Origin of the sequence: Pseudoxanthomonas sp. J31, assembly GCF_000510725.1 — a bacterium.
In the GTDB taxonomy this organism is placed as follows: domain Bacteria; phylum Pseudomonadota; class Gammaproteobacteria; order Xanthomonadales; family Xanthomonadaceae; genus Pseudoxanthomonas.
In genome coordinates this window covers 200,083-212,995 of record NZ_AZNZ01000001.1, presented here as the reverse complement: position 1 = coordinate 212,995, position 12,913 = coordinate 200,083, and the positions used below count along the sequence as shown (strand labels likewise).

The window sequence follows — 12,913 nt, the reverse complement described above, 5'->3', positions numbered from 1 at the left end:
CCATGGGCCTGGCCCTGGTGCACAGCCGCGCCCGTGCGGGCGTGGCGGCTCCGGCCGTGCAGGTCGAGGTACACCTCTCCGGCGGCCTGCCCTCCACCCAGATCGTGGGCCTGCCGGCGGCGGCGGTGCGCGAATCCCGCGACCGGGTGCGCGCGGCCATCCTCTGCGCGCAGTTCGAGTACCCGCAGCGGCGCATCACCATCAACCTGGCCCCCGCCGACCTGCCCAAGGACGGCGGCCGCTTCGACCTGCCGATCGCGCTGGGCATCCTCGCCGCCAGCGGCCAGATCGACCGCGACGCGCTGGCTGGCTGCGAGTTCCTCGGCGAGCTGGGCCTGACCGGCGAGCTGCGCGCGGTGGACGGCGTGCTGCCGGCGGTGCTGGCCGCCGCGCGCGACGGCCGCCGCCTGGTGGTGCCGGCCGCCAGCGCGGCCGAAGCGGCGCTGGCACGCCAGGCCGAGGCCTATGTCGCGCGCACCCTGCTGGAAACCTGCGCCGGGCTGGGCGGCCAGGCGCGGCTGCCGCGCGCGACCGAGGCCGGCGCCGCGGCCACGCCCGTTGCGGCAGCTCCCGCCCTGCCCGACCTGGCCGCGGTGCGCGGCCAACTGCAGGCGCGGCGGGCGCTGGAGATCGCCGCCGCCGGCGGCCACCACCTGCTGATGAGCGGCCCGCCTGGCTGCGGCAAGACCCTGCTGGCCTCCTGCCTGCCCGGACTGCTGCCGGAAGCCAGCGAGGCCGAGGCCCTGGAAACCGCCGCGGTGCATTCGATCAGCGGCCATGGCCTGGACCCGGCGCGCTGGCGCCAGCGCCCGCTGCGCGCCCCGCACCACGGCGCCAGCGCGGTTGCCCTGGCCGGCGGCGGCAGTCCGCCGCGCCCGGGCGAGATCTCGCTGGCGCACAACGGCGTGCTGTTCCTGGACGAGCTGCCGGAATGGAGCCGCGCCGCGCTGGAGGTGCTGCGCGAGCCGCTGGAATCCGGCCGCATCACCGTCTCCCGCGCCGGCCGCAGCGCCGAGTTCCCCGCACGCTTCCAGCTGGTGGCGGCGATGAATCCCTGTCCCTGCGGCTATGCCGGCGACCCGTCGGCGCGCTGCCGCTGCACCCCGGACATGGTCGCGCGCTACTGGGGCCGGCTGTCCGGTCCGCTGCTGGATCGCATCGACCTGCACCTGGCCATGGCCCGGCTGCCGCCGGCGCAGCTGCGCGCCGATGCGCCGCCGGGCGAATCCAGCGCCGCGGTGCGGGCGCGGGTGGAAGCGGCGCGCGAACGCCAGCAGGCCCGCGGCACCGGGCCCAACGCGCGCCTGGATCCGGCCGGGCTGGCCGCGTGCTGCCGCCTCGGTGCAGGCGAGCAGGCCCTGCTCGAACAGGCCGCCGAGCGCCTGCAGCTGACCGCGCGCAGCCTGCACCGGGTGCTGCGGGTGGCGCGCACCATCGCCGACCTCGACGCCAGCGAGGGCATCGGCCGCGACCACCTGGCCGAGGCCCTCGGCTTCCGCGCACCGCTGCTGCTGCGCGACTGAGGCCCGATCCGCAGCATTCCTCCAGGCACGCAGTGGCGCTGCGCGGGAGCCGGGGCGTCCGCATCGACCTGCCTGGTGAATTCGTCTTCCGTGGGAACGGGAACTTGCGCGGTACGCACGCATCGCGGGAACAAGAGAAACCCCCGGCTGCACGACCCACCAAACCCGTGCAGCCGGGGGCGGTGCCGGAGCGCCGCCACTCCGGCATCCTGGACGTCAGGCCGCGTTGCGGTCCTGGAACTGCTCTTCCTCGGTCGAACCCTTCAGGGCGGTGGTCGAGGACTGGCCCTGCTGGATCGCCTGGGTGACCGCGTCGAAGTAGCCGGTGCCGACCTCGCGCTGGTGCTTGACCGCGGTGAAGCCCTTGTCCGCGGCGGCGAACTCGGCTTCCTGCAGCTCGACGAAGGCGCTCATCTGGTTGCGGGCGTAGCCGTAGGCCAGGTTGAACATCGAGTAGTTCAGGGCGTGGAAGCCGGCCAGGGTGATGAACTGGAACTTGTAGCCGTAGCTGGCGATTTCCTTCTGGAACTTCGCGATCGTGGCGTCGTCCAGGTTCTTCTTCCAGTTGAAGCTCGGCGAGCAGTTGTAGGCCAGCAGCTTGCCCGGGAACCTGGCGTGGATGGCCTCGGCGAACTTGCGCGCGAACTCCAGGTCCGGCTTGCCGGTCTCGCACCAGATCAGGTCGGCGTACGGGGCGTAGGCCAGGCCGCGGGCGATGGCCTGGTCCAGGCCGTTGCGGGTGCGGAAGAAGCCCTCGACGGTGCGCTCGCCGGTGCAGAACGGCCTGTCGTTCTCGTCGATGTCCGAGGTCAGCAGGTCGGCGGCCTCGGCGTCGGTGCGCGCGATCAGGATGGTCGGCACCCCCATCACGTCGGCGGCCAGGCGCGCGGCGTTGAGCTTCTCCACCGCCTCGCGGGTCGGCACCAGCACCTTGCCGCCCATGTGCCCGCACTTCTTCACCGAGGCCAGCTGGTCCTCGAAGTGCACGCCGGCGGCGCCGGCCTCGATCATCGCCTTCATCAGCTCGAAGGCGTTGAGCACGCCGCCGAAGCCGGCCTCGGCGTCGGCCACGATCGGCTGCAGGAAGTCGATGCTGTCGTTGCCCTCGGCGTGGTGCAGCTGGTCGGCGCGCAGCAGGGTGTTGTTGATGCGCTTGACCACCGCCGGCACCGAGTCGGCCGGGTACAGCGACTGGTCGGGATACATCTGCCCGGCGAGGTTGGCGTCCGCCGCCACCTGCCAGCCGCTCAGGTAGATCGCCTTGAGCCCCGCCTTGACCTGCTGCATGGCCTGGTTGCCGGTCAGCGCGCCCAGCGCGTTGACGAAGTCCATCTCGTGCAGGTAGCGCCACAGCTTCTCGGAAGTGATGCGGGCGATGGAGTGCTCCACCGGGATGGTGCCGCGCAGGCGCACCACGTCCTCGGCGGTGTAGTTGCGGGTGATGCCGGCCCAGCGCGGGTCGGTGTTCCATTCGTGCTGGATCTGCTCGGCGGTCTTCAGCGTGCTCATGGTGCTTCTCCGTGGCGGTGGGCTTCTTGCGCTCGAGGGGTCCTGCCGTCGTTCCGGCGGGCCGGACGCGGTGGCCTCGATGGGTCCGTGGTGGAAGGTCCCGGGTCCCGGCCTGGGCCGGGACGCGGGCGTGGGTCAGTCGATGCGGGCGTAGGCCGGCAGGGTCAGGAACTCGACCAGCTGGCAGGCGCGGGTCAGCTCGTCGAGCAGGGCGGTGGCCTCGGCGATGCGGCGGCCACCCGGCAGGTTGGCGGTGTCCCCCAGGCGCCCGGGCAGCGCGGCCAGGGTGCGTTCGAACAGGGCGAAGTCGATGACGGTGCCGTCGGCCAGGTGCACCGGGCTGCCGTCGGCGTGGCGGCCGCGCGGGTCGGAGTGGTGCAGCCACTGCCACAGCTGGGCGCGGGCGATCTCGGCGGTGGCCGCGTCCTCCATCATCCCGTGGATCGGCACGCAGCCGTTGCCGTCCAGCCAGGCGGCCAGGTAGCGCACGCAGACCTCGATGTTGTTCTCGAAGCCCTCGCGGGTGATCGTGCCCTCGCACGGGCGGATCAGGTCGTCGCGGGTGACCTGCACGTCCTCGCGCAGCACGTGGTGCTGGTTGGGCGTGGGCATGTGCGCGTCGAACACCTCGCGCGCCACCGGGATCAGCGCCGGATGCGCCACCCAGGTGCCGTCGTGGCCGGCGGTGACCTCGCGCAGCTTGTCCGCGCGCACCCGCGCCAGGGCCTGCTCGTTGGCCACCGGGTCGGAGGCGTTGGGGATCTGCGCGGCCATGCCGCCCATGGCGTGCGCGCCGCGGCGGTGGCAGGTGCGGATCAGCAGCTCCGAATACGCCTTGAGGAACGGCTGGGTCATGGTCACCTGGCCGCGCTCGGGCAGGACCTTGTCCGGGTGGGCGCGGAACGTCTTCAGGTAGGAGAAGATGTAGTCCCAGCGCCCGCAGTTCAGGCCGACGATGCGGTCGCGCAGCGCGTGCAGGATCTCGTCCATCTCGAACACCGCCGGCAGGGTCTCGATCAGGACGGTGGCCTTCATCTGCCCGTGCGGCAGGCCCAGGAAGGCCTCCACGTGCGACAGCGCGGCTTCCCACAGCGCCGCCTCCTCCATCGACTGCAGCTTGGGCAGGTAGAAGTACGGGCCGCGGTCGTTGGCCATCAGCGTGCGCGCGTTGTGGAAGGCGAACACGGCCATGTCGAACAGGCCGCCGGCGATCGGCTCGCCGTCCACGCGCACGTGCTTCTCGTCCAGGTGCCAGCCGCGCGGGCGCACGATCAGCACCGCGCGCTCCTCGTACGGGCGCAGGCGGTACTGCTTGCCGTTGCCGGCCTGGAAGCTCAGCGAGCCATCCACCGCCGCGGCCAGGGCGCGCTGGCCAGCCAGCAGGTTGCGCCAGGTCGGCGAGGTGGAGTCCTCGAAGTCGGCCATGTAGCAGTGGGCGCCGGAGTTCAGCGCGTTGATCACCATCTTCGGGTCCACCGGGCCGGTGATCTCCACGCGGCGGTCCTGCAGCGCGGCCGGGATCGGCGCGACCTTCCAGTCGCCCTCGCGGATGTGGCGGGTGTCGGCGCGGAAATCGGGCAGGCCGCCGGCGTCGAAGAACGCCTGGCGCTCGCGGCGGGCGGCCAGCAGGGCGCGGCGTTCCGGCTCGATCGTGCGGTGCAGCGACACCAGCAGCCCCAGCAGCGGCGCCGGCAGCAGCTGTTCCTGCCCGGCGACCCGCTCGGTCAGCGAAAGCCCGGCCGCGCCCTTGGGAACGGTGGCCGGACCCGGGCGCCGGCCCGGATTCGAAGCGGGAATGGCGGATTCAGCGGTCGCGGACATGACGGTGCTCCTGCATCGGTCGGGCGTCCACGCTGCTTGCTTGGCCAGGTATTTGACAAAGCAGTTTTGTCAATGTAGTTCATTAGCCAGGCTTATAGCCACCGTGAGGCTGCCGTGAGTGCCGCTGCAAGTCCTCGTTTTTCCTACAAATCCGACCGTCTCAAGCCGCTGCGCGCGTTCTGCCAGACGGTGCGGCTGGGCTCGGTATCGAGGGCGGCGGAGGCGCTTTTCGTGTCCCAGCCGGCCATCACCCTGCAGCTGCAGGCGCTGGAGCGCGACCTGGGGATGCCGCTGCTGGAGCGTTCCGGGCGCCGCTTGGTGCCCACCCGCGAGGGCGAGCTGCTGTACGAGATGGCCCAGCCCCTGGTCGAGCAGCTGGACGGCCTGGAGAACGCCTTCCGCGAGCGGGTGCGCGGGTTGGATGCCGGCGAGCTGCGGATCGCGGCCAACAGCTCGACCATCCTCTACCTGCTGCCGAAGATCGTCGCCGCCTTCCGCCAGCAGCACCCGGACGTGCACCTGGTGCTGCACAACGTGGTCACCAGCGAGGGCACCGAGCTGCTGCGCGAGGACGCGGTGGACCTGGTGGTCGGCACTTTGCTCGACGTGCCGGCCGACCTCAGCTACGAGGCCGCGCACCGCTTCGAGCAGCGGCTGATCGCGCCGCCCGGGCACCCGCTGCTGCGCAAGCCGCGGCTGGAACTGGCCGACCTGGCCGAATACCCGCTGATCCTGCCGCCGCAGCGCCAGGTCACCTGGCGCCTGGTCGACCTGGTGCTGCAGCAGAACCGGGTGCCGTACACGGTGGCGCTTGAGGTCAGCGGCTGGGACGTGATCAAGCAGTACGTGGCCATGGGCCTGGGCGTGTCGATCATCCCCTCGGTATGCCTGGCCGAGGGCGACGAGGCCCGCCTGGGCTCGCGCTCGCTGGCGGCGTTCTTCCCGGCACGCAGCTATGGGGTGGTGGTGCGCAAGGGCCGGGTGCTGTCGCCGCAGGCGCGTGCGTTCGTGGCCCTGATCCGCCCGGACCTGCTTGCGCCGCGCGAGTACGACCAGAGCGGACATTCCGAACGCTGAGCATCCGCCTACGGGCCGGCAGCCTGGCCAGGAGGAGGGGATGGATCAGGCCGGGTGCGTATGCCGCCAGATGGCCACGGCCGCGGCCATGCACAGGAACCAGAACGCCAGGCCCACCACCGCGCACCACGCACTTTCCGGGTGGGTGCGCACGCCGAGGCCGCGCAGCAGCGCATAGCCCAGGCCCTTCACCAGGATTTCCAGCACCACGTCGACCAGGACGTAGCCGACGACGCGGACGGTCCAGCCCAGCAGGCCCCCGATGGCTTCCTCCGGCATCGTCGCCCCTCCGGACTTGGCTCAGCGGACCTGGGCGGCTTCCACCTGCCGGTCGCGCATCGCCAGGTCCTTGCCGATGCCGTAGCCGGCAACGAACAGCAGGAAGGCCGCCGTGCAGGCCAGCCCGGCGCCGCCGAGGAGGCGGTTGTGCCGCGCCAGGACCAACCCATAGGTCGCCCATGCCCCGGCAAGCAGCAGCGGGGACCAGGCCAGGCCGGCGACCACGAACGCGCATGCGGCGAACGTCTCGGCGGCGGTGATGCGGATGCGGCGGATCGAGTGCATGGATGGCTTCCTGTCCGTTGCATGTGGGTTGTCGCGCCATGGCCGGTCCCGGCCATGTTCCCCCCCCCCCCCCGGCGCGATGCCGATCCTATCGCGCCGGCAAGCGCCGCACATCAGCCTTCCCGGCCGGCCCGCAACGCCACGAACGCCTCCAGCGCCGCCGCCCTGCCCGCGGCCAGGTCCACCTGTGGCCGCCGCGGATAGCGCGGCGCGACCCTGCGCAGCAGCTCCGGGTGCTGCCACGGTGCGAACCGCGCCGGCAGCGGCAGCGGCGCCAGCTCCGGCACCCAGCGCGCGATGTATTCGCCCTGCGGATCGAACTTCTGCGCCTGGCTGACCGGGTTGAACACACGGAAGTACGGCGCTGCGTCGGCGCCGGTGCCGGCCACCCACTGCCAGCCCTGGGTGTTGTTGGCCAGGTCGGCGTCGACCAGGGTGTCCCAGAACCAGCGCGCGCCGTGCCGCCAGTGGATGCGCAGGTGCTTGGCCAGCCAGCTGGCCACGACCATGCGCACCCGGTTGTGCATCCAGCCGGTGTGCCACAGCTGGCGCATGCCGGCATCGACGATGGGCACGCCGGTGCGGCCGCGCTCCCAGGCATCGAGGGTGGCGCGCAACGGCCGCGCCCAGCGGAACCCGGCCATGCGCGGGTCGAGGTCCTGGTCGACCACGTGCGGGTAGTGGTGCATGACGTGGTGGGCGAACTCGCGCCAGCCCAGCTCGGCCAGGAAGCGTTCGCGGTCGGCCTCGGCCACCTCCGCCGCCTGCACCGCCGCGGCCACGCGCTGGACCGAGATCTCGCCGAAGTGCAGGTGCGCCGACAGGCGCGAAGTGCCGTCGGCCGCGACCTGGTCGCGGGCCTGCGCGTAACCGGCCAGGCCCGCGGCCAGGAACCGCTGCAGCCGCGCCTGCGCCCCGGCCTCGCCGGGGGTGGCCTGCTCCCAGAAACCGGCGTCCCAGTCCGGGCGGGTCTCGGGGATGATCGCGTCCAGGTGCCGGCCTTCCGGCGCGCCGGCCAGGTCCGGCGAGGGCAAGCGCTCCGGCGCCTGCCACAACGGGCGCAGGCGCCAGTGCGCACGCGCCGCTTTCCAGAACGGGGTGAACACCCGGTACGGGTCGCCCTGCCTGGTCTCGATCTCCCACGGTTCGAACAGCAGCGAGCCGTTGAAGCTTTCCGCATGCAGCCCGGCCTGGCGCAGCTGCCGCTTGATCCGGGTGTCGCGGGCCTCGATCCGCGGCTCGTAGCGGCGGCACCACAGCACCGCCTCGGCCCCGGTCAGCGCCGCCAGCGCCTGCAGCGTGCCCAGGCTGGGCCCGTGCAGCATCAGCAGGCGCGAGCCGCGGCGCCGCAGTTCGGCCGCCAGCGCCGCCAGCGAGCGCCGGCGCCAGGCGTTGGAAGCGGCGCCCGGCGCCCAGTCGCCCTCCTCGTCCGGGGCGTGGATGTACACCGGCACCGGCACCAGGCCGCGCTCCAGCGCGGCGCGCAGGGCGGGGTGGTCGTCCAGCCTGAGATCGTCACGGAACCAGACCAGCGCCACGCCCATGGGCGACCCTCAGGCAGTGCCGCGGTTGCGGCCCATCCACGGCCGGTACCACTGGCGCACCGCGGCCATGTCGGCCTCCATGTCGCCGGTGGTGTGGAACAGCGGGCCGAAGCCGATGATCCGCTCCGGGTAGTGGAAGTAGGTCATCAGCACCGGCACGCCGGCACCGTGGGCGATCTTCCAGAAGCCGCGCTTCCACTCCTTAACCGGCTTGCGCGTGCCTTCCGGGGCGACCACGAACCACATCCGCTCGCTGGCGCGCACCAGGTCGATGGCCTGGTCGACGATGCCATGCGGGTTGCTGCGGTCCACCGGGATCACGCCCAGCCGGCGCAGCACGATCGACAGCGGCCACCAGAACAGCTGGGCCTTCGCCAGCACCCGGATGTCCACGCCCAGGGCCAGCTTGGCGGCCATGCCCCAGATCCCGTCCCAGTTGGACGAGTGCGGCGCGGCGATCACCACCAGCCGGCCGACCGGCGGGATCTGCCCGACCACGCGCCAGCCGCCCAGGCGCAGCACGCTGCGGCCCAGCCAGCGGGTGAAGCGGCCCATGCCGCGCTCGGGGGTCTGCGGAACCTGCGCCGGCATCGCCGGCAGCAGGGGTGCAGCCTCGGACATTCTCACTCCCAGTCGCGGCGCGAGCGCCCGCGCTTGATCTGGCTGCGCTCGCGCTTGCCCTCCAGGCGCCGCTGCTGCGAGGCGCGGGTGGGGCGGGTCGCGATGCGCCGCTTTGGCACCGCCAGGCCGGCGGCAATGAACGCCGCCAGGCGCTCGCGCGCATCCTGGCGGTTGCGCTCCTGGGTGCGGAAGCGCTGCGCGTCGATCACCAGCACGCCGTCGTCGGTCAGCCGCCGGTCGCGCCGCGCCAGCAGGCGCGCACGCAGCGCCTCGGGCAGCGACGGCGAGCCGGCGACGTCGAACCGCAGCTCGACGGCGCTGGAAACCTTGTTGACGTTCTGCCCGCCGGCGCCGCTGGCGCGCACGAAGCGCTCGACGATCTCCGACTCCGGGATCGCCAGGCCGGGGCTGATGCTGAGCGCGTCGACGGGCATGGCCGGATTGTAAGCGGGCGGCGCACCGCGGCGTGCTCAGCCGGCCGCGCCGGTGTGTTCCGGCAGGCTCCAGCCGAACAGCGCCATCGCCCTGATGAACTCGCCCGAGGGCGGCGCCACCACCTCCACCCGGGCGCCGCCGCGCGGGTGCGGGAAGCCCAGCTTCCACGCATGCAGCAGCATGCGGTGCACCCCGCGCATGCGGAAGATGCGGTTGTGGCGGCCGTCGCCGTGGCTGGTGTCGCCGATGAGGTGGTGCGAGGCGTGCTTGAGGTGGCGCCGGATCTGGCGGAAGCGGCCGGTCACCGGCGCGCATTCCAGCAGGGCGTAGCGCGAGGTCGGGAAGCCGGCCGAGGGCTCGTCCAGCTCGCCGCAGGCCAGCCGCCGGAAGCGGGTCAGCGCCGGTTTCTTCTGCGGCTTGCCGGGCCCGCCGTCCAGCGGATGGTCGATCTCGAACGCCTCCTCCGGCCAGCCGCGGCACACCGCCAGGTAGCGCTTGTCCAGCTGCTGGGCCATCACCGACCGGCCCAGGGCCGAGGCGGTGTCGCGGTCGAAGGCCAGCAGCAGGCAGCCGCTGGTGGCGCGGTCCAGGCGGTGGACCAGGTACACGGGCCGGCCGAACTGGGCGCGCAGGCGGTCGGCGGCGAAGTCGGTCTCGTCCGCCGCCAGCGGGCTGTCGTGCACCATCAGCCCGGCGGGCTTGTCCACCACCGCCAGGCAGTCGTCGGCGTGGAGGACGGCGAGGGATCCGGGAATGTCGTTCACCCGCGCATTATCCGCGGGCGCGGCGGCGATTACGAAGGCGGGCGCGGCAAGGGCGCGCCGGGCCCTGGCGGCCCATGCGGCCGTGCCGGCGCGGCTTCAGGGACGCTTCAAGCCCGCGCCGCCGCATTCTGGGAAACTCGGCGCCGGCCATGAGGCCGCAGCAACTGGAGACCAAGGATGATCCCCGGAAGACATGCACTCGCCCTGACCCTCGCCGTCGCCCTGCTGGCGCCCGCCTGGGGCGCCGGCGCCGCCGCGCCCGCCCTGCCGCGCGGCGTCAGCGCCGGTCCCTCCATCGAGGGCATCAGCGAATACACCCTGGGCAACGGCCTGCGCGTGCTGCTGTTCCCCGACCCGACCAAACCCACGGTCACTGTCAACCTGACCTACGGGGTCGGCTCGGTGCACGAGACCTACGGCCAGACCGGCGCCGCGCACCTGCTCGAGCACCTGCTGTTCAAGGGCACGCCCGCGCACCGCGACATCAGCGGCCAGATGAAGCGCCGCGGCATCCGCTACAACGCCACCACCGGGCAGGACCGCACCAACTACTTCGCCTCCTTCCCCGCCGGCGGCGACAACCTCGACTGGGTGCTGGCGATGGAAGCCGACCGCATGGTCAACGCGCGCCTGGAACGCGCCGACCTGGACAGCGAGATGACGGTGGTGCGCAACGAGCTGGAGGCCGGCGAGAACAACCCCAGCGGCGTGCTGGTGCAGCGCGTGCGCGCGGCCGCCTACCAGTGGCATGGCTATGGCCAGGCCACCGTGGGCGCGCGCTCGGACGTGGAGGCGGCCGACATCGGCCAGCTGCGCGCCTTCTACCGGACCTGGTACCGCCCGGACAACGCCACCCTGGTGGTCGCCGGCCGGATCGACCCGGCGGAAGTGCTGCGCAAGGTGCAGGCCACGTTCGGCAAGCTGCGCGCGCCGGCCACGCCGCTGCCGCGGCGGGCCACGGTGGAGCCGCCGCAGGACGGCGAGCGCGAGGTCACCGTGCGCCGCACCGGCGACTTGCGCATCGCCATGGCCAGCTACCACATCCCGGCCCGCACCCATGCCGACAACGCCGCGCTGGTGGTGCTGGCGCAGGTCCTGGGCCACACCCCCGGCGGGCGCCTGCACAAGGCCCTGGTCGAGCCGCGGATCGCCGCCGGCGTCGGTGCCGGTGCCGACGGCCTGGCCGAGCCGGGCCTGTTCAGCGCGGTGGTGGTACAGCCGCGCGACGGCGACGGCGAGCGCGCCGAGCAGGTGCTGCTGGCGCAGCTGGAGGAACTGGCGCGCAACCCGGTGACCGAGGCCGAGGTCGAGCAGGCCCGGCAGCGGGTGGCCAATGCCTACGACCTGTACTTCACCGACGTCAACGCGGTGGGCATGGGCTTGTCGGAGTTCGTCGCCGCCGGCGACTGGCGCCTGCTGTTCACCAGCCGCGACGCGATCGCCGCGGTGACCGCCGCCGACGTCAACCGCGTCGCCGCCGCCTACCTGCGCCGCGACAACCGCACCCTGGGCCGCTTCGTGCCCACCGACGAACCGCAGCGGGTACAGGTGCCGGCGGCCCCGGCCGCGGCCGAGGTGGTGGCCGGTTACACCGGGCGCCAGGCGCTGGACGCCGGCGAGCACTTCGATCCCACGCCGCAGAACATCGAGGCCCGCACCCAGCGCTTCACCCTCGGCGACGGGCTCCGGGTGGCCCTGCTGCCCAAGCGCACCCGCGGCGGCACCGTGGTGGTCGACGGCTACTTCCGCTTCGGCGACGCGCAGTCGCTGGCCGGGCGCCAGCATGCCGCCGGCCTGGCCGGGGCGATGCTGATGCGTGGCGCACGCGGCCTGGACCGCGAGGCCATCGACCGCAGGCTGGAGGAGCTGCAGGCCCGGGCCCAGGTCGCCGGCGGGCTGCAGGGTGCACAGCTGTCGCTGATCGGCCGCCGCGAGCGGCTCGGCGAGACCCTGGAACTGCTGGCCACCCTGCTGCGCGAGCCGACCTTCCCCGAGGACGAGTTCGAGCAGCTGCGGCTGCAGGCCATCACCGGGCTGGAGGCCTCGCGCGGCGAGCCGGGCGCGGTGGCGCAGCGGGCGCTGGCGCTGCACTTCGATCCGTGGCCGGAAGGGCATCCACTGCACGCGCAGAGCCTGGATGAAACCCTGGCCGCGGTGCGTGCGCTCCGGCGCGAGGAGGTGGTGGCGTTCCACCGCGACTTCTACGGCACCGCGCAGGGCGAGATCGCGATCGTCGGCGACTTCGACCCGGAGGCGGTGCGCGCGCAGCTGGAACGCCTGTTCGCCGGCTGGCGCAGTCCGCATCCGTACCAGCCGATCGCCACCCGGCATGCCGAGGTCGCGCCGCTGCAGCGGCAGCTGCCGACCCCGGACAAGGCCAACGCGGTGCTGCTGGCGCGGCAGAACGTGGCCCTGCGGGTCACCGACCCGGACTACCCGGCGCTGGTGGTGGCCAACCGCATCCTCGGCGGCGGCGCGCTCAAGTCGCGCCTGGGCGACCGCATCCGCCAGAGGGACGGCCTCAGCTACGGGGTCAGCAGCTCGTTGCATGCCGACGACAGCGCCGACGGCGTGGACGATGCCGGCAACCTGCTGATCCAGGCCATCGCCGCGCCGCAGAACCTGGCCCGGGTCGAGGTGGCCATGCGCGAGGAACTGCAGCGGCTGGTGGCCGAGGGCATCACCGAGGCGGAACTGCAGGATGCGGTGTCCGGCCTGCTCACCGAGCGCGCGCAGGCGCGCGCGGACGACCAGAACGTGGCGGGCATGCTCCAGGACCAGCTGTACTTCGGCCGCACCATGGCCTTCACCGCGGAACTGGACGAGGCCTACCGCAGGCTGACCACGGCCCAGGTCAACGCCGCCATCGCCCGCCACCTGGCCCCGGGCAAGCTGAGCGTGGTCGCCGCCGGCGACTTCGACGCGGTGGCCCGCGCCGGCTCCGGCGCCGCCGCCCCGGCCGCGCCGGCCATGGCCGACTAGCCCCGGCAAGCCCGCCGCCAGGCGCGGCGGGCGCAGCGGCGAACGGGCCCGCGCGAGGCGGGCCCGTTCGTTG

The 12,913-nt window shown here is 73.1% G+C and carries 11 protein-coding genes; 3 read left to right on the top strand and 8 right to left on the bottom strand.

Annotated features, from left to right (window positions below):
• Nucleotides 1–2: 2 nt before the first annotated feature.
• Nucleotides 3–1,523, top strand: coding sequence for a YifB family Mg chelatase-like AAA ATPase (locus tag PSEJ31_RS0100930; protein ID WP_028914376.1), 1,521 nt, complete (start codon nt 3–5; stop codon nt 1,521–1,523).
• A 216-nt stretch (nt 1,524–1,739) separates the two neighbouring features.
• On the opposite strand, the gene aceA is transcribed toward PSEJ31_RS0100930, so the two are convergent.
• Together aceA and aceB are read right to left on the bottom strand one after the other, a co-directional pair.
• Nucleotides 1,740–3,032 (bottom strand): isocitrate lyase, encoded by a 1,293-nt coding sequence (gene aceA / locus PSEJ31_RS0100925; RefSeq protein WP_028914375.1) that lies wholly within the window; start codon nt 3,030–3,032, stop codon nt 1,740–1,742.
• A 135-nt stretch (nt 3,033–3,167) separates the two neighbouring features.
• Nucleotides 3,168–4,853: a malate synthase A gene (gene aceB / locus PSEJ31_RS0100920; protein WP_028914374.1), complete on the bottom strand. Its 1,686-nt coding sequence runs from the start codon at nt 4,851–4,853 to the stop codon at nt 3,168–3,170.
• Nucleotides 4,854–4,967: 114 nt separating this feature from the next.
• On the opposite strand from aceB, the gene PSEJ31_RS0100915 reads away from it, so the two are divergent.
• Complete coding sequence (locus PSEJ31_RS0100915; RefSeq protein ID WP_026010694.1) at nt 4,968–5,930, top strand: LysR family transcriptional regulator; 963 nt, start codon at nt 4,968–4,970, stop codon at nt 5,928–5,930.
• 45 nt (nt 5,931–5,975) lie between these two features.
• On the opposite strand, the gene PSEJ31_RS0100910 is transcribed toward PSEJ31_RS0100915, so the two are convergent.
• The 6 genes from PSEJ31_RS0100910 to PSEJ31_RS0100885 form a co-directional block, all read right to left on the bottom strand.
• On the bottom strand, nt 5,976–6,209 hold the full coding sequence (locus PSEJ31_RS0100910) for a hypothetical protein (RefSeq protein WP_019399432.1): 234 nt from the start codon (nt 6,207–6,209) through the stop codon (nt 5,976–5,978).
• A 21-nt stretch (nt 6,210–6,230) separates the two neighbouring features.
• A complete protein-coding gene (locus PSEJ31_RS0100905) occupies nt 6,231–6,494 on the bottom strand; it encodes a hypothetical protein (RefSeq protein WP_019399431.1) in 264 nt (87 codons plus the stop codon).
• A 113-nt stretch (nt 6,495–6,607) separates the two neighbouring features.
• Nucleotides 6,608–8,038 carry a deoxyribodipyrimidine photo-lyase gene (locus PSEJ31_RS0100900; protein WP_028914373.1) on the bottom strand — a complete coding sequence of 477 codons (1,431 nt, stop codon included), beginning with the start codon at nt 8,036–8,038 and terminating at the stop codon, nt 6,608–6,610.
• Nucleotides 8,039–8,047: 9 nt separating this feature from the next.
• Nucleotides 8,048–8,659: a lysophospholipid acyltransferase family protein gene (locus PSEJ31_RS0100895; RefSeq protein ID WP_019399429.1), complete on the bottom strand. Its 612-nt coding sequence runs from the start codon at nt 8,657–8,659 to the stop codon at nt 8,048–8,050.
• Between the two features lie 2 nt (nt 8,660–8,661).
• A complete protein-coding gene (gene arfB / locus PSEJ31_RS0100890; protein ID WP_019399428.1) occupies nt 8,662–9,093 on the bottom strand; it encodes an alternative ribosome rescue aminoacyl-tRNA hydrolase ArfB in 432 nt (143 codons plus the stop codon).
• A gap of 36 nt (nt 9,094–9,129) precedes the next feature.
• Nucleotides 9,130–9,858 carry a pseudouridine synthase gene (locus PSEJ31_RS0100885; RefSeq protein ID WP_051403592.1) on the bottom strand — a complete coding sequence of 243 codons (729 nt, stop codon included), beginning with the start codon at nt 9,856–9,858 and terminating at the stop codon, nt 9,130–9,132.
• Between the two features lie 177 nt (nt 9,859–10,035).
• On the opposite strand from PSEJ31_RS0100885, the gene PSEJ31_RS0100880 reads away from it, so the two are divergent.
• Nucleotides 10,036–12,840, top strand: a complete 2,805-nt coding sequence (locus tag PSEJ31_RS0100880; RefSeq protein ID WP_028914371.1) for a pitrilysin family protein — start codon at nt 10,036–10,038, stop codon at nt 12,838–12,840.
• The last annotated feature ends 73 nt before the right edge of the window (nt 12,841–12,913 follow it).

What these genes read in the sequence shown, in the direction of transcription:
- PSEJ31_RS0100930 (WP_028914376.1), top strand. Translation starts at nt 3, where the DNA reads ATGGGCCTGGCCCTGGTGCACAGCCGCGCCCGTGCGGGCGTGGCGGCT.
- aceA (WP_028914375.1), bottom strand. Translation starts at nt 3,032, where the DNA reads ATGAGCACGCTGAAGACCGCCGAGCAGATCCAGCACGAATGGAACACC.
- aceB (WP_028914374.1), bottom strand. Translation starts at nt 4,853, where the DNA reads ATGTCCGCGACCGCTGAATCCGCCATTCCCGCTTCGAATCCGGGCCGG.
- PSEJ31_RS0100910 (WP_019399432.1), bottom strand. Translation starts at nt 6,209, where the DNA reads ATGCCGGAGGAAGCCATCGGGGGCCTGCTGGGCTGGACCGTCCGCGTC.
- PSEJ31_RS0100905 (WP_019399431.1), bottom strand. Translation starts at nt 6,494, where the DNA reads ATGCACTCGATCCGCCGCATCCGCATCACCGCCGCCGAGACGTTCGCC.
- PSEJ31_RS0100900 (WP_028914373.1), bottom strand. Translation starts at nt 8,038, where the DNA reads ATGGGCGTGGCGCTGGTCTGGTTCCGTGACGATCTCAGGCTGGACGAC.
- PSEJ31_RS0100895 (WP_019399429.1), bottom strand. Translation starts at nt 8,659, where the DNA reads ATGTCCGAGGCTGCACCCCTGCTGCCGGCGATGCCGGCGCAGGTTCCG.
- arfB (WP_019399428.1), bottom strand. Translation starts at nt 9,093, where the DNA reads ATGCCCGTCGACGCGCTCAGCATCAGCCCCGGCCTGGCGATCCCGGAG.
- PSEJ31_RS0100880 (WP_028914371.1), top strand. Translation starts at nt 10,036, where the DNA reads ATGATCCCCGGAAGACATGCACTCGCCCTGACCCTCGCCGTCGCCCTG.